This window comes from Lentzea sp. NPDC059081, from assembly GCF_042738015.1.
Classification (GTDB): Bacteria; Actinomycetota; Actinomycetes; order Mycobacteriales; family Pseudonocardiaceae; genus Lentzea.
The window spans coordinates 53,019-71,436 of sequence record NZ_JBHYGW010000017.1 but is presented as its reverse complement, the minus strand read 5'-3'; the positions used below and the strand labels follow the sequence as shown (position 1 = coordinate 71,436).

20 protein-coding genes and 1 pseudogene are annotated in these 18,418 nt (G+C 68.1%); 7 read left to right on the top strand and 14 right to left on the bottom strand.

The genetic code is table 11. The features are described 5' to 3' along the window. The first annotated feature begins 5 nt into the window (after positions 1-5). The 4 genes from ACFWV3_RS30605 to ACFWV3_RS30590 are packed head-to-tail and all read left to right on the top strand — an operon-like array spanning position 6 to position 4,281. Positions 6-1,001: a carbohydrate ABC transporter permease gene (locus ACFWV3_RS30605; protein ID WP_382416228.1), complete on the top strand. Its 996-nt coding sequence runs from the start codon at positions 6-8 to the stop codon at positions 999-1,001. Continuing rightward, positions 1,001-1,819 (top strand): carbohydrate ABC transporter permease, encoded by an 819-nt coding sequence (locus ACFWV3_RS30600; RefSeq protein ID WP_382416226.1) that lies wholly within the window; start codon positions 1,001-1,003, stop codon positions 1,817-1,819. The genes ACFWV3_RS30605 and ACFWV3_RS30600 overlap by 1 nt, the downstream gene beginning before the upstream one ends. Before the next feature lie 3 nt (positions 1,820-1,822). Then, positions 1,823-3,241: a glycoside hydrolase family 3 protein gene (locus tag ACFWV3_RS30595; RefSeq protein WP_382416224.1), complete on the top strand. Its 1,419-nt coding sequence runs from the start codon at positions 1,823-1,825 to the stop codon at positions 3,239-3,241. After that, a complete protein-coding gene (locus ACFWV3_RS30590; RefSeq protein ID WP_382416222.1) occupies positions 3,238-4,281 on the top strand; it encodes an SIS domain-containing protein in 1,044 nt (347 codons plus the stop codon). Before ACFWV3_RS30595 ends, ACFWV3_RS30590 begins: the two co-directional genes overlap by 4 nt. Before the next feature lie 72 nt (positions 4,282-4,353). On the opposite strand, the gene ACFWV3_RS30585 is transcribed toward ACFWV3_RS30590, so the two are convergent. The 3 genes from ACFWV3_RS30585 to nagA all read right to left on the bottom strand — a co-directional run bounded on the left by ACFWV3_RS30585 (position 4,354) and on the right by nagA (position 7,479). Then, entirely contained in the window at positions 4,354-5,403 is a 1,050-nt protein-coding gene (locus ACFWV3_RS30585) for a serine hydrolase domain-containing protein (RefSeq protein WP_382416220.1), read from the bottom strand. 26 nt (positions 5,404-5,429) lie between these two features. Further along, positions 5,430-6,029 (bottom strand): DUF4097 family beta strand repeat-containing protein, encoded by a 600-nt coding sequence (locus ACFWV3_RS30580; protein WP_382416218.1) that lies wholly within the window; start codon positions 6,027-6,029, stop codon positions 5,430-5,432. Between the two features lie 250 nt (positions 6,030-6,279). Then, positions 6,280-7,479: an N-acetylglucosamine-6-phosphate deacetylase gene (gene nagA / locus ACFWV3_RS30575; RefSeq protein WP_382416216.1), complete on the bottom strand. Its 1,200-nt coding sequence runs from the start codon at positions 7,477-7,479 to the stop codon at positions 6,280-6,282. A gap of 188 nt (positions 7,480-7,667) precedes the next feature. On the opposite strand from nagA, the gene ACFWV3_RS30570 reads away from it, so the two are divergent. Beyond that, positions 7,668-8,342, top strand: coding sequence for a FadR/GntR family transcriptional regulator (locus ACFWV3_RS30570; protein WP_112262708.1), 675 nt, complete (start codon positions 7,668-7,670; stop codon positions 8,340-8,342). Here the strand turns inward: ACFWV3_RS30570 and ACFWV3_RS30565 are convergent. From ACFWV3_RS30565 to ACFWV3_RS30555, 3 genes are all read right to left on the bottom strand, one after another. Beyond that, the gene (locus tag ACFWV3_RS30565) at positions 8,328-8,513 is read right to left on the bottom strand and encodes a DUF397 domain-containing protein (RefSeq protein ID WP_382416214.1); all 186 of its coding nucleotides are present in this window, start codon (positions 8,511-8,513) and stop codon (positions 8,328-8,330) included. The genes ACFWV3_RS30570 and ACFWV3_RS30565 overlap by 15 nt on opposite strands. A gap of 8 nt (positions 8,514-8,521) precedes the next feature. Next, on the bottom strand, positions 8,522-9,334 hold the full coding sequence (locus ACFWV3_RS30560; protein WP_382416211.1) for a helix-turn-helix domain-containing protein: 813 nt from the start codon (positions 9,332-9,334) through the stop codon (positions 8,522-8,524). Between the two features lie 153 nt (positions 9,335-9,487). Continuing rightward, positions 9,488-9,748, bottom strand: coding sequence for a hypothetical protein (locus ACFWV3_RS30555; RefSeq protein WP_382416209.1), 261 nt, complete (start codon positions 9,746-9,748; stop codon positions 9,488-9,490). 237 nt (positions 9,749-9,985) lie between these two features. On the opposite strand from ACFWV3_RS30555, the pseudogene ACFWV3_RS30550 reads away from it, so the two are divergent. Continuing rightward, positions 9,986-10,078, top strand: a pseudogene (locus ACFWV3_RS30550) (GntR family transcriptional regulator); the annotation flags it as partial. Between the two features lie 15 nt (positions 10,079-10,093). On the opposite strand, the gene ACFWV3_RS30545 reads toward ACFWV3_RS30550, so the two are convergent. Together ACFWV3_RS30545 and ACFWV3_RS30540 are read right to left on the bottom strand one after the other, a co-directional pair. Then, positions 10,094-10,783, bottom strand: a complete 690-nt coding sequence (locus ACFWV3_RS30545; RefSeq protein ID WP_382416207.1) for a hypothetical protein — start codon at positions 10,781-10,783, stop codon at positions 10,094-10,096. 196 nt (positions 10,784-10,979) lie between these two features. Beyond that, the gene (locus ACFWV3_RS30540; RefSeq protein ID WP_382416205.1) at positions 10,980-11,849 is read right to left on the bottom strand and encodes a LysR family transcriptional regulator; all 870 of its coding nucleotides are present in this window, start codon (positions 11,847-11,849) and stop codon (positions 10,980-10,982) included. Between the two features lie 80 nt (positions 11,850-11,929). On the opposite strand from ACFWV3_RS30540, the gene dapA reads away from it, so the two are divergent. Then, entirely contained in the window at positions 11,930-12,787 is an 858-nt protein-coding gene (gene dapA / locus ACFWV3_RS30535; protein WP_382416203.1) for a 4-hydroxy-tetrahydrodipicolinate synthase, read from the top strand. Here dapA and ACFWV3_RS30530 read toward each other — a convergent pair. Genes ACFWV3_RS30530 through ACFWV3_RS30505 form a run of 6 tightly spaced genes read right to left on the bottom strand, consistent with a single transcriptional unit; the run spans position 12,784 to position 18,403 of the window. Then, positions 12,784-13,614 carry an amidohydrolase family protein gene (locus ACFWV3_RS30530; RefSeq protein WP_382416201.1) on the bottom strand — a complete coding sequence of 277 codons (831 nt, stop codon included), beginning with the start codon at positions 13,612-13,614 and terminating at the stop codon, positions 12,784-12,786. The genes dapA and ACFWV3_RS30530 overlap by 4 nt on opposite strands. After that, positions 13,611-14,567, bottom strand: coding sequence for an aldo/keto reductase (locus ACFWV3_RS30525; RefSeq protein ID WP_382416199.1), 957 nt, complete (start codon positions 14,565-14,567; stop codon positions 13,611-13,613). Before ACFWV3_RS30525 ends, ACFWV3_RS30530 begins: the two co-directional genes overlap by 4 nt. Continuing rightward, positions 14,564-14,875 (bottom strand): L-rhamnose mutarotase, encoded by a 312-nt coding sequence (locus ACFWV3_RS30520; protein WP_382416197.1) that lies wholly within the window; start codon positions 14,873-14,875, stop codon positions 14,564-14,566. Before ACFWV3_RS30520 ends, ACFWV3_RS30525 begins: the two co-directional genes overlap by 4 nt. 2 nt (positions 14,876-14,877) lie before the next feature. After that, complete coding sequence (locus ACFWV3_RS30515; RefSeq protein WP_382416195.1) at positions 14,878-15,894, bottom strand: ABC transporter permease; 1,017 nt, start codon at positions 15,892-15,894, stop codon at positions 14,878-14,880. After that, complete coding sequence (locus tag ACFWV3_RS30510; protein WP_382416192.1) at positions 15,891-17,366, bottom strand: sugar ABC transporter ATP-binding protein; 1,476 nt, start codon at positions 17,364-17,366, stop codon at positions 15,891-15,893. The genes ACFWV3_RS30515 and ACFWV3_RS30510 overlap by 4 nt, the downstream gene beginning before the upstream one ends. Next, entirely contained in the window at positions 17,363-18,403 is a 1,041-nt protein-coding gene (locus ACFWV3_RS30505; protein WP_382416190.1) for a sugar ABC transporter substrate-binding protein, read from the bottom strand. The genes ACFWV3_RS30510 and ACFWV3_RS30505 overlap by 4 nt, the downstream gene beginning before the upstream one ends. Positions 18,404-18,418: the final 15 nt, after the last annotated feature.

The following is an 18,418-nucleotide window of genomic DNA, read 5'->3' as shown; positions in this document are numbered from 1 at the left end:
CTGATATGACGGCCGTCAAAACGACCGAAACGGCAGCGCCGGCGGGGAACATCCCTCCGGCGCTGCCGCCTGCCAAGACGGGTGGCGCTCCCAGGCGCCGCCGGGGCAGCGCCTTCGACAGGATGCTGCCCTACCTGCTGCTGGCGCCCGCCCTCATCGCGATCCTCTGGCTGATCGGCTGGCCGGTCGTCTCCGTCTTCGTGACGAGCTTCCGCCAGCTGAACCTCGGCGAGCTGGTGCGCGGCGAGGTCGTGTGGACCGGCTTCGACAACTACGCGACCGTCCTGCAGGACGAGCGCTTCTGGACCGTCTCCCTGCGGACCGTCGTGTTCACCGTCGCCGTCGTCGGCGCCTCGGTGGGCATCGGCCTCGGGATCGCGCTGCTGATGCGCGTGCTCACGCCGTGGGTGCGGATCGCGTTGCAGATCGCGATGCTGTGCGCGTGGGCGATGCCGATCCTGGCGTCCACCACGGTGTACCAGTGGATGTTCGACCAGAACTACGGCATCTTGAACAAGACGCTGGTGCAGCTGGGCTTCGACTCCTTCGCCGGCTACTCATGGTTCTCCTCCGGCACCTCGACGCTCTCCGTCGTCGGCCTGCTGATCGTGTGGCAGGCGATCCCCTTCCTCGCCTTCTCGCTCTACGCAGGCCTCGTCGGCATCCCCCGCGACCTCTACGAGGCGGCGGGCATCGACGGTGCGACGGGCTGGCAGACGTTCCGCGCGGTGACGTGGCCGGAGATCAAGTCGCTGCTGATGATGGTGACGTTCCTGTCGACGCTGTGGGACTTCAAGGTCTTCGCCCAGATCTGGGTGTTCCGCGAGGGCGGTCCCAGCGGTGAGAGCACGACGCTGCCGGTGCTGCAGTACCTGGAAGGCATCGCGAAGAGCCACTTCGGCGTCGCGGCCGCGATCTCCGTGCTGATGATGGTCATCCTCGGCCTGATCACGTTCCAGTACCTGCGCAAGCTCCTGCAGACCGAGGAGGGGAAGATCTGATGCTCAAGAAGTCGGCGGCCAACGTCGTTGGTCTCGCACTCGCGTTGTTCTTCCTCTTCCCGACGTACTGGATGATCACGTCGGCGTTGAAGCCCAAGGGCACGACGATCACGTCGGACTACGACCTGGTCCCGTTCTCGGTGACGCTCTCGAACTTCGCCACGGCGTGGTCGAAGCCGGGCTTCCTGTCGTCGCTGGGCAACAGCCTCCTCGTGACGCTGACGGCGGTGCTCGCCGCGATCATCGTCGGCATCACCGCCGCGGTGGCCATGTCGCGCTTCCGCTTCCGCGGCCGCAAGGGCTTCGTGCTGCTGATGCTGGTGGCCCAGATGGCGCCGTTCGAGGCGTTGCTGATCCCGATGTTCCTGATGATGCGGGACCTCCAGCTGTACGAGCACCTCTCGTCGCTGATCCTCGTGTACTTCGCGGTGACGCTGCCGTTCTGCGCGTGGACGTTGCGCGGGTTCGTCAACGGCATCCCCCTCGAGCTCGAGGAGGCCGCGATGGTCGACGGCTGCGGCCGCTGGGGCGCGTTCCAGAAGGTCACCCTGCCGCTGCTCGGCCCCGGTCTCGTGGCGACGTCGGTGTTCGCGTTCATCACGGCGTGGAACGAGTTCCTGTTCGCCAAGGTGCTGATCCGCAGCCAGGACAGCGAGACGCTGCCCGTGTGGCTGTCCGGGTTCCAGACCGCGTTCGGCACCGACTGGGGTGGCGCGATGGCGGCGTCGGTCCTGTTCACCGTGCCGGCACTGGTGTTCTTCCTGATCGTGCAGCGCAAGATGGTCGCCGGTGTCACCGCCGGTGCAGTGAAGGGATGACGCGTGGATCAGTTGGCCGCAGCCGTTCTGCTTCCCGGTTTCCACGGAACGACCGCTCCCGACTGGTTGTTGCGGCGCGTCTCTGACGGCCTCGGCGGCGTTGTGCTCTTCGGGCGCAACGTCGTCGACGACGCCCAGGTGACCGCGCTGTGCGGCGAGCTCCGTTCGGCCCGCCAGGACGTGGTGATCGGCATCGACGAGGAGGGCGGCGACGTCACGCGTCTCGACGCGGGCCGCGGCTCCGAGGTGCCGGGCAACCACGCCCTGGGCGCGGTGGACGACCTCGACCTGACCCGCTCGGTCGCCGCGTCCATCGGGTCCCGGCTCGCCAAGTGCGGGATCTCGCTGAACCTGGCGCCGTCCGCCGACCTCGTGCTGACGCTGGACGACCCGATCATCGGCGTCCGCGCGTTCGGCTCGGACCCGGTCCTCGCCGCCCGGCACGTCGCCGCGTGGGTCGAGGGCCTGCAGACCGTGGGCGTCGCCGCGTGCGCCAAGCACTTCCCCGGCCACGGAGCGTCCACAGAGGACTCCCACGAGCAGCTCCCGGTGCTCCCGCGCACCGAGGAACAGCTCCGCGCCGTCGAGCTCGTGCCGTTCCAGGCGGCCGTGCGCGCCGGCGTCCGCTCGATCATGACCGGCCACCTCGTGGTCCCCGAGTGGGGCCCGCAGCCGGTGACGCTGAACAAACACGCCATCGACCTGTTGCGCACCGAGCTGGGCTTCACCGGCGCGCTGATCACCGACGGTCTCGACATGAAGGCCGTCGGCGGCGACCTGGCCCACGGCGCCGTCCGCGCGCTGGCGGCGGGCGTGGACGCGTTGTGCCTCGGTGGCATCGCCTTGGATGACGACGACCTGCAGTGGTTGATCGACTCGATCGTCGCCGCGGTGAAGTCCGGCGAGCTGTCCGAGGAACGCCTCGCGCAGGCAGCTGCCCGTTCGCTCGCGCTGGGCCTGCCGCCGTCGACCGTCGACGCCCACGACGCTGAGATCGGTCTCACGGCCGCTCGACGTGCTGTTGAAGTGCGCGGCCGGGTTGGTGTCGGAAGCGACCCGGTGGTGGTCGACCTCGTCGTCGACCCGTCCATCGCGGTGGGCGACGTCCCGTGGGGCCTGGGCCCCTACCTGGCCGAGGTGCTCCCCGGCACCGAGGTGATCGCGGCTCGCGACACCACGGCGGAAGAAGTTGCGAAAACCGCTGGTGGCCGCACGATTGTCGTCGTGACCAGAGACGCCCACCGACACACGAGCGCTCGACAACTGGTAACAAACTTAACTAATCTGGGCCTCGAGGTGGTGCACGTCGAAACCGGCGTGCCCGGCCCGGACCTGGGCAGCGTCGCCCGCATCGACACCCACGGCGGTTCTCGGGTGAGCCTCCGAGCCGCGGCCGAGCTGATCCTGAAAGGCACGACATGACCACGCCCCAGCCAGGCAGGCACATGGCAGCGGAGATCGCCGCGCAGCCGGAGATCTTCTCGTCCCTGTACTCCTCGCGCGCGGCCATCGCCGAGGTCGCCGCCGTGATCCGCGAACGGGCCCCGCGCTTCGTGCTCTTCGCGGCCCGCGGTTCGAGCGACCACGCCGCCATCTACGCGAAGTACCTGACCGAGATCCTGCTGGAGCTCCCGGCGGGCCTGGTCTCGGCCTCGACGACCACCCTCTACGGCGCCGAGCCGGACCTGCGCGACGTGCTGCTGGTGACGGTGTCGCAGTCGGGCGGCTCCCCCGACCTGCTGGAGGTCACCGCCTCCTACCGCAGGCGCGGCGCGCTGACGGTGGCCGTGACCAACACCCCGAACTCACCTCTGAACGCGGCCGCCGAGCTCTCGGTGGACGTCTCGGCGGGTGTCGAGCACGCCGTGGCCGCCACCAAGACCTACTCGGCGACGCTGCTGGCGTTGTACCTGCTGATCGACGCCGTGCGCGGCGGCGACGGCGAGGCGGCCGCGTCGCTCGGCGAGCTGGCTCAGGTCACCCTGGACGCGTCGGCCCCGACCGTGGACGAGGCCGTGCGCCGCTACCGGTTCGTGGACCGCGTCCTCACCACCGGCCGTGGCTACTCCTACGCCACGGCGTTGGAAGCGTCGTTGAAGCTGGCGGAGACCTCGTACCTGGCGGCCCGCGCGTACAGCGGTGCCGACCTGCTGCACGGTCCGGTCGCGGCCGTCGACGGCGAGACGGCGGTCCTGGCGATCACGTCCCTGGGCAAGGGCGGCGACTCGCTGCGCGACGCCCTCGACGTGGTGCACCAGCGCGGCGCGGACGTCGTGGCGGTCGGGTCGGCGTCGGAGAAGGTCGGGGCGACGCTGGCCGTGACGATCCCGGAGACGGCCGAGGAGGTGGCTCCGGTGCTGGAGATCCTGCCGGTGCAGCGCCTCGCCTACGGCCTCGCCCTGGCGCGTGGCGGCGACCCGGACAGCCCGCGGGGGCTGAACAAGGTCACCCGCACCCTGTAGTTCTGAACAGCGCCGTAGTTGTCACGCGACAAGGCCCGCCAGGTTCTCCTGGCGGGCCCTTTTCGTTGTCGCTCAGCCGAACACGGCACCAATGAGCCGCTGCGTCATCTCCTGGAACGGCCCCGCCAGCGACAGGTCCGCGTCGTCGACGTAGTTCAGCGCCGCGGTCAGGGTCTTGCTCCCGTCGGCCGTCGTGTACATCAGCGCGGCGTGGCCGAAGGCGCCACCGTTGTGCGTGATCACCTTGCCGCTGCCCGTCTCCTGCACGAACACGCCCAGCCCGTACCCGGCCTTCGGGTGCACGTGGAGCATCTCCTCCAGCAACGGCGCCGGCAGGAGCTCACCGCGGGCGAGCGCCGTGATGAACGTGTCCAGGTCGCGGGTCGTCGAGATCATGTCGCCACCGCTGGAGACCCACGACGGGTCGACGCGGGTCACGTCGATCGTCTTCTCCACGCCGCCGTCGTCGTAGCGGTAGTACGCGTGGGCGTGCGGCTCGGGGATCTCCGGACCGGACGGCGCCGAGGTGCCGGTGAGGCCGAGCGGTCCGATGACCAGCCGTTGCACCTCGTCGGCGAACGACCGGCCGGTGACCTTCTCGACCAGCAGCCGCGCCACCACGTAGTTGGTGTTGGCGTAGCTCCAGTCCGTGCCCGGCTCGAACCGCGCGGGCTTGCCCAGGGCGAACCGCACGAGGTCCTCCGGCCGGTGGAAGTCGAACCGGTGGTCCACCCACTCCTTGCCCTGCCAGGGGATGCCCGGCGCGACCGTGCCGTCGTCGTAGTACTCGCCGGTGTGGTTGAACAGGCCGCTGGTGTGCTGCAACAGCATCCGCACCGTGATCCGGCCGTCGAACCCGTACTCGGGCAGGTGGTCGGCGACCACGTCGTCCAGGCCGATCTCGCCCTCGGCGACGAGCTTCAGCACCACGACCGCGACGAACGTCTTGGTGTTGCTGCCGACCCGGACGTGCCCGTTCGGCGGTGGCTCCGCGCTTCCCTCCCGCTCGCTGAGGCCCGCCCGGAAGGACCTCTCACCCTGGTCGTCACGCACGCGGATCTCCACACCGGTGATCCCGGCGTCGACGAACTCCTGGGCGATGGACTGCAGCTGCTCGGTCATGGTCGTGATCCCTTCTGGTTGGTCGATCAGAGGCCGCGGGCGGTGATGTCGCCGTAGGCGGTGGTGGCGTGGATGTGCAGCGCGGCGGTGCCGTCGTTCTTGAGGGAGTTGTGGACCCGGCCGTAGGTGGTGCCGGCGTCGAGCGAGGCGGACAGCGCGGTGGCGACGGTGATGTCGCCCTTCTGCGTGCTGATCTCGGCGGACCCGGTCAGGCGGCCGACGGTGACGTCACCGGCCTGGGTGCTGACCTTGAGACCGGCGACCTCGTCGATCTTGACGTCGCTCTGCGCCGCCTCGAGGGCGACGTCGCCGAGCCGGCCGACCCCGCGGAACTCGGCGGCCGCGACCTTGGCCTCGACCCGCGACCCGGCGGGCAGCTGGACGGTGATGTCGACGGCGCCGGACGAACCGAGCAGCGTGCCGCCGGCGTCTCCCGTGATCCGCAGGACACCGTCGGCGAACTCGACGCGGGTCTTCTCGGCCGCCTTGACGTCGCGGCTCCTGGCGGCGTCGGCGGGACGGACGTCCACGGCGGTGTCGGCGCGGTCGGCGGCGATGAGCTGGACCCGGCCGGCGGGGAGGTCGAGGACGGTGGCGATCGGGGCGGGGGTGGCGAAGTTCTGCATCTCGGGCTCCTGCGTCTCGTTGTTTCTGACATCGCAAACGCTACGTTGCGTTCGCAGAAGTCGGCAACAAACTTCATTGCGCAGGATTGCAGTACTTGCAGTTCAAAGCCCTAAGATCGTTGCAACAGGTTCCGTTTTCAACGCAACGATCATGGCCGCGTCGATTGCAATGAGCTGATTTTGAACGCTACGGACACGCCGAAGGGCGCCTTCCCCGTGCGACGGGGGAAGACGCCCTCGGGTGTCGTGCTTACTGGCCCGCGGTGGCGTACCCGGCGACGACCGGCGCCGCGGGCACCTCGGCGTCGAACACCACCCGTCCGTCGACCCAGACCTTCTTCGGCCGCAGCTCGTCGTCCCACCAGACGAGGTCTGCGACGGCACCCGGTGCGAGCCGGCCGAGACCGGACTCCCCGATCACCTCGGCCGGCACGATCGTCGCCGACGCCAGCGCGTCGGCCACCGGCACGCCCACGGACACGATGTTCCGCACGGCGCGGTCGAGGGTCAGGGCGGACCCGGCGATCGTGCCTTCCGGCGAGCGCGGCACGCCGTCCTCGGTGAGCAGCACGTCCGCACCACCGAGGTGGTAGCGGCCGGGCGGCATCCCCGCGGCGGCGACGGCATCGGTGACCAGCGCGACTCGTGCTCCGGCAGCGTTGAACACGAGACGGCACACGTCCGGCCCGACATGTGCGAGGTCCGCGATCAGCCCGAGCGTGAAGCGTTCGTCGACCAGCGCCACGCCCGGCACGCCGGGTTCGCGGTGGCCGAGCGGCCGCTGGGCGTTGAACAGGTGCGTCACCATGCGGGCGCCGGCGTCGGCGGCCTCACGGGTCTGCTCACCGGTCGCGTCGGAGTGCCCGACCGCGACCAGCACCCCGGCCTCGACGAGACGGCGGACCGCCTCCAGACCACCGGGCTGCTCGGGTGCCATGGTCACCATCCGCAGAGCGCGGCGCAGCGTGTCGTCCTCCAGCAGCGCCGAGATCTGGTCAGGTCCCGGCTCGACCATGAACGACGGGTCGTGCACCCCCGCCCGCTTCGGCGACAGGAACGGTCCCTCGAGGTGCACTCCCAAGGGCCTCGCGCCAACCCCGTCCGGCAACGCCGCGGAAGCCGAGAGCACAGCCCTCGCCTGCCGCAGCACCACGTCGACCGGTGCGGTGATCAACGTGGGCAGGAACCGGGTCACACCGGTCGACGGCAGTGCTTCGGCGACGGAACGCATCCCGGCGGCGTCCACCTCGGCGAAGTCGACGCCGACGGCGCCGTTCACCTGGACGTCGACGAGACCCGGCGTCAGCAGGCCGTCGGACAGGACCTCCGCGCCGGGTGGAGCTTCACCGGTGGTCACCTCGACGATGCGGCCGTCCCTGATCCGCACCGAGGCAGGACCGACGATCGTGCGACCGAGCAAAGCGCGCGGTGCTGCGACAACGGCGTCCAAGATCCCTCCTAGAATGGTCCAGACCATTATGGCGACAACAAGGCCCCCCGTCACCTGTCGTTACCAGATAACCATCTCACAGATCATTCGGTGAATCATGGCCATAGGTGCGGGTGGCACGAACGTGCGGGACTTTGTCGCATACTGGACACCAGACATCCGAGGTCTACGACGAGTTGAGGGTGCGAGTGGCAGTCACCGACGATGCGATCCTGCGCGTCAAGGAGATGATCGTGTCGGGCGAGCTCAAGCCCGGCGACCGCCTCCCGCGTGAGGCCGACCTGGCAGAACGCCTCGGCCTGTCCCGCAACTCCCTGCGCGAGGCCGTGAAGGCCCTGTCCCTGGTCAGGGTCTTGGACGTGCGCCAAGGCGACGGCACGTACGTCTCGTCCCTGCGCGCCGACGACCTGCTGGGCGCCCTGTCGTTCGTCCTGGATCTGCACCGCGGCGAGGACTCAGTCTTGGAGGTTCTCCAAGTCCGCCGCATCCTGGAGCCCGCCGCGGCCGCCATGGCCGCCCAACGGGTGGACGCCGACGAGATCGTCAAGCTCCGAGCCCTGTGCGACGCGGCCGAGTCGGCCAAGTCCGTCGAGGAGCTCGTGGAGCACGACCTGGACTTCCACCGCGCCATCGCCCAGTGCTCGGGCAACGCCTACCTGGCCCAGCTCCTCGACACCCTGGCCGGCCCCACCGTGCGGGTCCGCATCTGGCGCGGCATCACCCAGTCCAACGCGGTGGACCGCACGGTCGCCGAACACCGCGCGATCGTGGACGCGTTGGCCGCGCACCAGCCGGAGCTCGCGCGGTCGTGGTCCACGGTGCACGTGGCCGGTGTGGAGCAGTGGTTGTCAGACCTGGCCTAGTTCGCCGCGCTTGACGGCTTCGACGAACGCCGCCCAGCCTGGGACGGCGATGGTCGTGGCGTGGTTCTTGGAGTCACGGACGCGCGCGGTGGGGCCGGTGAAAGCCACCTCGACGCAGTCAGCATTGCCGCCGTTGTTGCTGCGACTGCTCTTACGCCACACAGCGGGCACGTCGATCCCTACCTTTCAGCAGCCAACCTCCCGATCCACGTGGCGGACTGCTCGGGGGTCAACGCCAGCTTCGAGAGGTGCTTGAAGGTGAGGGTAGCCGACTTCACCCGAGCCGGGTCTTCGATGTGGATGGCACCTTCGGTGTGCTCGACGTAGAGAACACGCGGGTCGTTGGGATAGGCGAAGTCCAGCAGCGTGAACGAGCCGTTGTGCCCGTCGTGCATGCCGATCGACTCCAGAATGACCTGCACCGTGACGTTGGTCAGCTCGCTCACCTTGTTGATGTGCACCAACTGTTCGCGATCCGCATGGCGCAGCGCGGACTCGGCGATGATCGCGTGGTACTGGAGCGGGTTGTCACCTTGAAGACGCCGCTGTCGCCGCGATCGGATCTCGATCTGATCCTCGATCCACTTCTTCGACCGTTGTGCCCGCGAACCGGCGAACAACGCTCGCATGTACCGCTTCGTCTGAAGGGTGCCCGGCACGTAGCTGGCCTGGAACGTCCGGATCACAGTCGCATCGTGCTCAAGGCTGATGTACCCGTGATCTTCCAGCCGGAACTGGTGCCACCAGGCCTTTTCGACCGCGAGGTTCCACATCTCGACGTACGGGTCCACGTCGTCCGCGATTACGCCGTACATGTCGAGCATCGTCTCGAAGGCGGTGTAGTCCGGCACTTGGCCGTTCTCAATGCGGCTGACCTTCGGGACGTTGTAGTGCAGGCGGTCGGCGATGTCCCTCTGGCTCAGGCCGGCCTTCTCGCGCAGCTCTTGCAGCACTCTGCCGAGGCGTCGCTGGCGGAAGGTGGGTTCGGGCACGAATGAGACGGTATCGGCGTGATCTGGAATCTGAGATTCTCACTCGCCCAGAAGTGACACGACCGGATGAAGACAAAAAGAAACCCGGCCCACGAGGGACCGGGTGGATATACATGCATGCCAGCATGCCAGCACGAACCTTGCTTTCATGCATCACCAGCCGGATGGGCGCGTGTACAGGCCTGAGGGGTCAGGCAGCTGGTGAGCTTGGCAGTCGGCCGCCGACAGCGTTCGCCTCCAGTGGTGACCGGTGCCCACCCCGGTTCCCGCGCTCATCGACAAGGCTCCGGCCATGTAACCACCACCTAGGTTGACCACACCCACCGGCACTCTTCGCCAAGCGTGTTCGACCGGCAGCTTGAGGTCGCTGTCGTTGCTGACGAGCGCGACGGCGTCGACCGCGCCGGTCAGCACGTCGACGAGGAGATGAGAAGCGACGTCGACGTCCGAGCCCTTCCTCGAACGTCGCCACCGAGGCCATGAACGACGCTCCGGTGACTGGCTGTCCCCAGGCTTGCACCTTGATCGGCCAGTCCGGCTGGACGAGCACAGGTCGGCCGCGGTTGCCCTCCGTCTCCAGCGGCCGCTTGATCACCCTCGCTGATGTGGTTGCAGTAGACAATCCGGTCGACGTGAGCGCCCGGCCAGGTGGACGCCCTGGCCGCACACCAGCCGGAACTCGCGCGCTCGTGGTCCACGGTGCACGTGGCCGGGGTCGAGCAGTGGCTGTCAGACCTGGCCTAGGTCGACTGTGAGGAGTCACTTGAGTTCGAAGGTGTGTGACGTCGCCTGTCCATGGCTGCCGGTGTAGTAACCGGAAGCCTTGACCATGACCTTCTCCTTGCCTCCGTCAGCGAACTTGAGGATCTCCACGCCGCCTTCCTTGGCCGGATAGCCCACCCAGCTCATCGTCTCCGCAGGTGTCTTACCCGGAGTCACCGAACCATGAGGCATCAGAGTGCTGGCCAGCAGCTGAAGAGCGTGCAGCCGATCGTCTCCTTCTTTATCACCGAGCTCCTGCTTCACAAACGCGAGCACGCCTTTCCATGCCCAGTTCTCCAATACAACGAACTCACCCGAGTTTCGCACGCAAGCCAGTCTGTCCGATGTTGCATCGTCCAGCTTGGTGCGATGAAGACTCACAAAGGTTGTGCCAGGAACAGCGTGCCCGTAAACGGTGCGCCCGGCGAACCCAAAACCCTCTTCCGCCTGCTTGGAGGCCACCTCGTTGGTTGACTTGCTCCAACCCTCCCAAATCTTGCCGAAAACCCACTTGCCACCTTCGACGACTTGGGCCGCGATCTCACCTCTGATCTCATTGCTGAACTCAGCCAGCCATCCTGCCGCAGCACCACTGACACCTGCAACGACAGGCGCCGGTACGCACGCTGCCAGAGCAGGAACACCGACCGTCAGCGCGACGGCGGCACGACCCGAGTCAACCAGCACTCTCCTCCGAGAGATCACCATCTCGCCCCCTGCATCGCTCAGACCAATGTCGCAACGGTACGCGGGAATCCCAATATCCGCATATGACGGAACTCAAGGTAACAATTCAAGAAAGATGGGAACCCAGCCGACCCATGCGTAAAACCTATAGAGGACGGAAAGTGGAAATCCATAACGGAACTTAATGGCAGGGTTGTCAGATCTGGCGAAGCTGTTCCAAGACCACCCGAACGGCCGGCTGCCCGTCCGCCCGGTTCCGCACAACCGCTGACACGGTCCGGAAAACCTGCTGCTTCAACGGCCGCAACGCCACCCCGGGCCGCCGCGCGACAGACGGCACCAGCGCCACCCCGAGCCCGGCCTCGACCAGACCGCACATCACCCCGAAGTCGTCGCAATAGGCTTGGGCCCGAGGCACGAACCCGGCCGCTCCACAAGCCCTCTGCGTCAGCTCGTGACAGGACGCGTCGGTCCGGGGCATGATCCACTGCCGATCGACCAACGCTGAAAGGTCCACAGAATCCTGCTGCACCAACGGATCCGACAGGGGCAGGGCGACGTTCACCGGTTCCACGAAGAGTTCGAACGACTCGCACGACTCCGGCAGCGACCGGGGCATGATGTTGTACGAGTGGATCAGCGCGATGTCGATATCCCCGCGCCGCAACGCCGGCAGTGAAGCCTCGGGTTCCATCTCGTGCACGAACAGGTCCACATCGGACCCGTGCGCCGACCGCAGCACCTGGATCACCCGCGGCAGCAGCGCGGCCACCGACACGAACGCGCCGATCCGCACGACACCCGAAACCGAAGTCCTGAGAGACGCCAAATCCGCTTCGGCCGCGGCCAACTGATCCAGCACCAGCTGCGTGTGAGCCGCCAGCATGTGTCCGGCGCGCGTCAACGACAGGCGGCGCCCGTCCCGTTCAACCAGCGGAACCCCTGCCTCTCGCTCCAGGGCGGCCAGCTGCTGGGACACCGCTGGAGAGGTCACGTGCAGAGCCTCGGCGGCGGCCGTGACCGTGCCGTGGACCGAGAGAGCGTGGAGCAAACGGAGTCTTCGCACGTCCAACACAAAGCTCAGCTTAACGTTCCGGACAGAAACTCTAACTGGAACTTCGCGAAGACTGGAGCCACGCTGGAGTCATGTTCGGACGAGTGCTGGTAGCGATGGTCACCCCGTTCACCCCCGACGGTGACCTGGACCTCAAGGGTGCGCAGGAGCTGGCGGCGCACCTCGTCGACAAGGGTGGGGCCGACGGGCTGGTCGTCAACGGCACGACCGGTGAGGCGCCGACCACGACCGACGCCGAGAAGGCGCAGGTCATCAAGGCCGTGAAGGAAGCGGTCGGGCAACGAACCCAAATCCTCGCCGGTGTCGGCACCAACTCCACGCGCCACACGATCGAGCTCGCGCACCAGGCCGAGGCCAACGGCGCGGACGGGCTGCTCGTCGTCACGCCGTACTACAGCAAGCCCACGCAGGAAGGCGTCGAGAACCACTTCCGGCAGGTGGCGAACGCGTCCGGCCTGCCCGCGCTGCTCTACGACATCCCCGGCCGCACCGGCACGGCGATCGACACCGAGACGTTGCTCCGGCTCGCCGAGCACCCGCGGATCGTCGGCGTGAAGGACTGCAAGGTCGACCTGCTGGCGACGGCGAAGGTCATCGCCGAGACCGGGCTCGACTACTACTCCGGCAACGACGAGCTGATCCTGCCGCTGTACTCGATCGGCGGTGTCGGCACGGTCAGCACGGTCGGGCACGTCGTCGGCAACGAGATCAAGGCGATGCTCGACGCCTACGACGAGGGCGACAACAAGGAAGCCCTCCGCCGCCACCAGGCGTTGCTGCCGGTCATCACGGCGATCATGACCCGCGAGCCGGGTGCGGTGGCGGTCAAGGCCGCGCTCACCCTGCTCGGGCTGCCGTCCGGACCGGTCCGCGAACCGCTGGTCGGTGCCACGCCGCAGCTGATCAACGAGCTGAAGGCGCTCTTCTAGAGCCCGTAGACCCGGCGAGCGGTGCCCGAGAAGATCTCGGCCTGCTCGCCGGCGGACAGCTCGGACACCAACTCCTGAGCAGCCCCAAGCCACTCGGAGTAGGAAGCCGCCAGCAGGCACACCGGCCAGTCCGAGCCGAACATCAACCGCTCAGGACCGAACGCGTCCAGCACGACCTCGAAGTACGGGCGCAGGTCGGCCACGCTCCACGACTTCCAGTCGGCCTCGGTGACCAGCCCGGACAGCTTGCACGTCACGTTGTCGTGCGCCGCCAGCGACCGGACCAGCTCGGCCCACTCCCCGATGTCGGACCCGATCGCGGGCTTCGAGCAGTGGTCGAGAACGAACCGAACCTGCGGCAACGCGGCCACGGTCCGTCGCGCGGCCGGCAGCTGCACCGGCACCGTCAGCAGCTCGTAGACCAGCCCGTGCGACCCCACGGCGGCGAGGCCGTTCCAGACGTCCTTGCGGCACAACCACTCCGGGTCCGGCTCGCTCTGCACCTGGTGCCGGATCCCGCGCAGCCACGACCCGTCGGCGCTGTCCACCAACGCGGACAACGCGTCACCGACCGCGGGCGACGTCAGGTCCGTCCAGCCCACCACCGCGGCCACGACGTCCGACGACGCCGCCACCGCCAGGAACTCAGGCGTCTCCTCCGGCACGCACACCGTCTGCACCAGCACGGATGCCGACACCGAAGGAGCCGCGGCGATGAAATCCGGTTCCAGGAACGACCGGCGGATCGCGCCCATCGGCGGGTCGGTGATCCAGTCCTGGTCGCGGACGGACAGGTCCCACAGGTGGTGGTGAGCGTCGACGATCACGGCGTCGGAACCTCCGAACCCAGCAGTCCCAACGACTTCAGCTCCTCCCACAGCGACGCGGGGATCGAAGCCGAGAAGGAAGCCGCGTTCGACGTCATCTGCGAAGCAGTCCGCGACCCGATCACCACCGACACGACGGCCGGGTGGCCGAGCGCGAACTGGATCGCCACCTCCGGCAGCGTCACCCCGTGCCGCGAGCACACCGCGGCGATCTCACGGGCCCGCGTCACCAGCTCAGGCGGGGCGTCCTCGTAGTTGTACTTCGCGTCGGTGGGCACGACCGGCTTCGACAGCAGCCCGGAGTTGAAGACACCGCAGGCCACCACCGACACACCGCGCTCGACGCACGCGGGCAGGAACGACGGCAGCGAAGGCTGTTCCAGCAACGTGTAGCGCCCGGCCAGCATCACCACGTCGATGTCGGTCTCGCGGACGAACCGCTCCGGCATCTGCCACTGGTTCATGCCGACGCCGATCGCGCCGACGACCCCCTGCGACCGCAACGACTCCAGCGCCGGGTAGGCCTCGCCGAACGCCTCGTCCCAGTGCTCGTCGGGGTCGTGGATGTAGACGATCTCCACCCGGTCCGTCCCGAGACGCTCCAAAGAGGACTCCAGGGAGCGGAGAACCCCGTCCGCCGAGTAGTCCCGGACCCGCCGGAACTGGCGCGGCACGGCGAAACCCTCGTCGTCGAGCCCCTCGCCGTCGAACGGCTCCAGCACCCGCCCGACCTTCGTGGAGATCACGTACTCGTCGCGCGGACGTCCGGACAAAGCAACCCCAAGACGCCGCTCCGACAGCCCGAGCCCGTAGTGCGGCGCGGTGTCGAAGTAGCGGACACCGCTCTGCCATGCGGCCTCGACCGCGCCGAACGCCTCGGCGTCGGAGATCTCCCGGTAGAGGTTGCCGATCGGCGCACCACCGAAGCCCAGACGAGAAACAGCGACCTTCACGGCAGCTCCCACACGAGTCGGACATCGGGTTCGGCGCCGGAGTAGTCGTCCTCGACCTCCAGCAGCTCGGCCATCCGAGCCTGCCACGGGATGTTCGCGGGATGCGAGGCCAGGAACTCCCGCATCGCCCGGTAGTCCTCCACCTCGACCAGGTGGAACAGCTCGCGCCCGGACCGCCAGATCCGCCACGAGTGCACCCCGGCCTCGCGCAACGCCCCGTCCAGCTCGACCGGAATCGTCGCGTGGATCCTGTCGTAGTCGGCCTCTCGACCAGCTCGAAGCCGGGTGTGCAGAGCAACGGTCTCCACGCTCACTCCTGCTTCTGGCCGGTCGCGAACCGCGTCACGATCAACGCGAGGATGATCACCGCGCCGTACGAGGCCTTGATGTAGAAGCCGGACACGCCCTGCAGCCGCAGGATCTGCTCGACCAGCCCCAGCATCAGCACGCCCGACAGCGCGCCGAACAGCGTGCCCTTGCCGCCCTGCAACGAGATCCCGCCGATCACCGCGGCCGCGAAGACCTGGAAGATCATGCCCTCGCCCTGGGTGGCGGCCACCGAACCGAGCCGGCCGGTCATCAGGATGCCCGCGACCACCGCCAGCACCGAGCCGATGATCAGCACGGTCCACGTCACCCGGTCGACCCGGATGCCGGCGGCCCGCGCGGCCTCGGAGTTGCCGCCGATCGCGTACAACGAACGCCCGGCGCGCAGGTACTTCAGCACGAAGATGCCCGCGGCGTAGCAGACGATGCAGATCCACACCGCCGCCGGCAGCCCGAGCCAGGTCGTGGAACCCAGGTACAGGAACGACTCCGGCACGTCGATCAGCGACTTGCCCTCGGTGATCGCGAGCTGCAGACCGCGCAGCATCGTCAGCATGCCCAGGGTCACCATGAACCCGGACAGGCCGACCTTCAGGATCAGGAACCCGTTGAAGCCACCGATCACCACGCCGATGAGCAGGCACAACGGCAGCGCCATCCAGGCCGCGAGCCCGACGTCGAGACCACCGGCGGACGCGGGCACGATCAACGCGACCGCCAGTGCGGGGGCCAGACCGACCGTCGACTCGAGCGACAGGTCCATCTTGCCGACGATGAGGATCATCGCCTGGCCCAGCACCAGCAGCGAGAGCTCGCTCTGCTGGGTCAGCACGGCGATGAGGTTGGCCGGCGTCAGGAAGATCGGCGACAGGATCGCCCCGACGACCAGCAGGATGATGATCACCGGCACGAGCGCCAGGTCCTGGTACCGCGCCAGCTGGAACCTCTGCTTCGGCGGAGCGGCCGGTGCCGGGACCGGCGGTGTCATGGCCTTGGTCATTCCGAGCTCATTCCCTCGATGGCGGAGATCAGGTCCTGGTCGCGCCAGCCGCGGGTGAACTCCCGCACGACCTGGCCGTGGAACAACACCAGGACGCGGTCGCAGACCCGCAGGTCGTCGAGCTCGTCCGAGACGACGAGCGCGGCCTTGTCCCGGCGCGCCTGCGCGTCGACGACGCCGAGCAGCGACTCCTTGGACTTCACGTCGACACCCGCGGTCGGGTTGATCAGCACCAGCACGGACGGGTCGCCCGCCAGTGCCCGTGCCATCACGACCTTCTGCTGGTTGCCGCCGGAAAGATCGGACACCGGTTGGTCCGGTCCGGCGGCCTTCACGTCGTAGGAGGCGATCGCGGTGGAGCCGGCCGAGCGTTGGGCCGACGGCCACACGAACGCGCCGGCGGTGCTCATCGTCGCGTTCTCCGCGATGGACAGGTCCACCACGAGCCCCTGGTGGTGCCGATCCCGTGGCACACAGCCGATTCCGGCCTTCAGAGCCGAAGGCACGTCACCGCCGCGCACCGCGGAACCGTCCACCGAGATCGAGCCGGACGACGGCTTCCGCAGCCCGTAGACCGTCTCCGCGAACTCGTGCTTGCCCGACGACGCACTGCCCGCGAGCCCGATGACCTCGCCGCGGGTCGCCGACAGCGAGATGTCCGAGAAGTGGTCCCCGCTCAACGACGAGACCTTCAGGACCTCTTCCGTCGACGACGGCCGGTCGTCGCCGCTGGGCACGTTCAGCCCGCCGGCCTCGCCGGTCATCGCCTCGATCAGGTCGGGCTTCGACATCTCCGCGACCGGGGCGGTGACGATGTGCCGCGCGTCGCGGTAGACCGTCACCGTCTGGCAGACCTCGTAGACCTCCTGCAGGTGGTGGGAGATGAAGAGGAACGTCACTCCCCTGTCCTGCAACGACCTCATCCGGTCGAACAACCGCTCGATCGCCGGGCCGTCGAGCTGCGCGGTCGGTTCGTCGAGGATCACGAACCGCGAGCCGATCGACAACGCCCGCGCGATCTCGACCAGCTGCCGTTGCTCGACGGTCAACGTGGACACCAGCGCGTCCGGCCGCACCGCCACGTCGTAGGTCTCCAGCAACTCCGAGGCCTCATGACGCAGCTTCTTCCAGCTGATCAGCCTGCCGCCGAGGTCCTGCCGGTTGATGAACAGGTTCTCGGCGACCGACAGCTCCGGCACGACGGTCGACTTCTGGTAGACGCACGCGACGTGCCGCCGCCACGCCGCGCTGTCGGCGACGGGCGGCGCGGGTTCGCCGAAGAAGGTGACCTCGCCCGCGTCCGGCACCTGCATGCCGGTCAGGACAGAGACCAACGTCGACTTGCCCGCGCCGTTGCGCCCGACGAGCGCGTGCGACTCCCCTGCCCGGATCTCGATGCCCACGTCGTCGAGCGCGAGCGTCTGCCCGAACCGCTTCGTCACGCCCAGCGCGATGGCCGCGAACTCGGTCATTTCGCCAGCTGGTTGCCCCAGAAGGCCTTGTCGTCCACGTTCTCCTTGGTGATCAGCGGCGCCGCGAGCTGGTCCTCCAGCCGGCCGCTGCCGGTGTCGACGATGACGGAGTCGTGGTCGGTCTTGCCGGGCTGGAACGTCTTGCCCTCGACCGCGGCCTTCGCGTAGAAGAGCGCCCACTGCGCGTACAGGTCGGCCGGCTGCGAGACGGTCGCGTCGATCTCGCCCTTGCGGATGGCCTCCAGCTCCTGCGGGATGCCGTCGTTGGAGACGATGAAGATGTGCTTCGGGTCGGTCGGCGGCACGATGAGGTTCTTCTGCCGCAACACCTGCAGCGTCGGCGTGAGGAACGCGCCGCCGGCCTGCATGTAGATGCCGTTGATGTCCGGGTGCTGGTTGAGCCGGGTCTGCAGCGCGGCGGACGCCTTCGGGCCCTCCCAGTCGGTCGGCTCCTCGAAGATCGTGATGCCGGGGTAGTCCTTCTTCATGCAGGCGGCGAACGCCTCGGACCGGTCACGGCCGTTGATCGACGCCAGCGCGCCCTGGAACTCGACGACCTTGCCCTTGCCCCCGAGCTTCTCGCCGAGGAACTTGCACGCCTTCTCGCCGTACGCCTTGTTGTCCGCGCGCACGACCATGTAGGTCTTGCCCTTGTCCGGACGGGTGTCGACGGTGACGACCGGGATGTTGGCCTTCTCCAGGCGGTCCAGGGTCGAGGCGATGGCACCGGTGTCCTGCGGGGCCATGATGATCGCCTTGGCGCCCTGCGACTGCAGCGACTGGGCGTTGGCGACCAGGTTCTCGACCTTGTTCTGCGAGTTGGTCGGGTTCAGCAGGTTGATCCCGAGGTCCTTGGCCTTGTCCGGGAAGTACTTGATGTAGGAGTTCCAGAAGTCGGTGTCGGCCCGCGGGTGGTCGGCGCCGATCGGGCCGACCCCGCCGGATCCGGTCCCGGCAGCTCCGCCGCCACACGCGGACAGGGTCAGAGCACCGGCGAGGGCGAGGCACACCGCGGCGGTGAGGTTGCGACGCTTCATCGTGAGTTGCCTTTC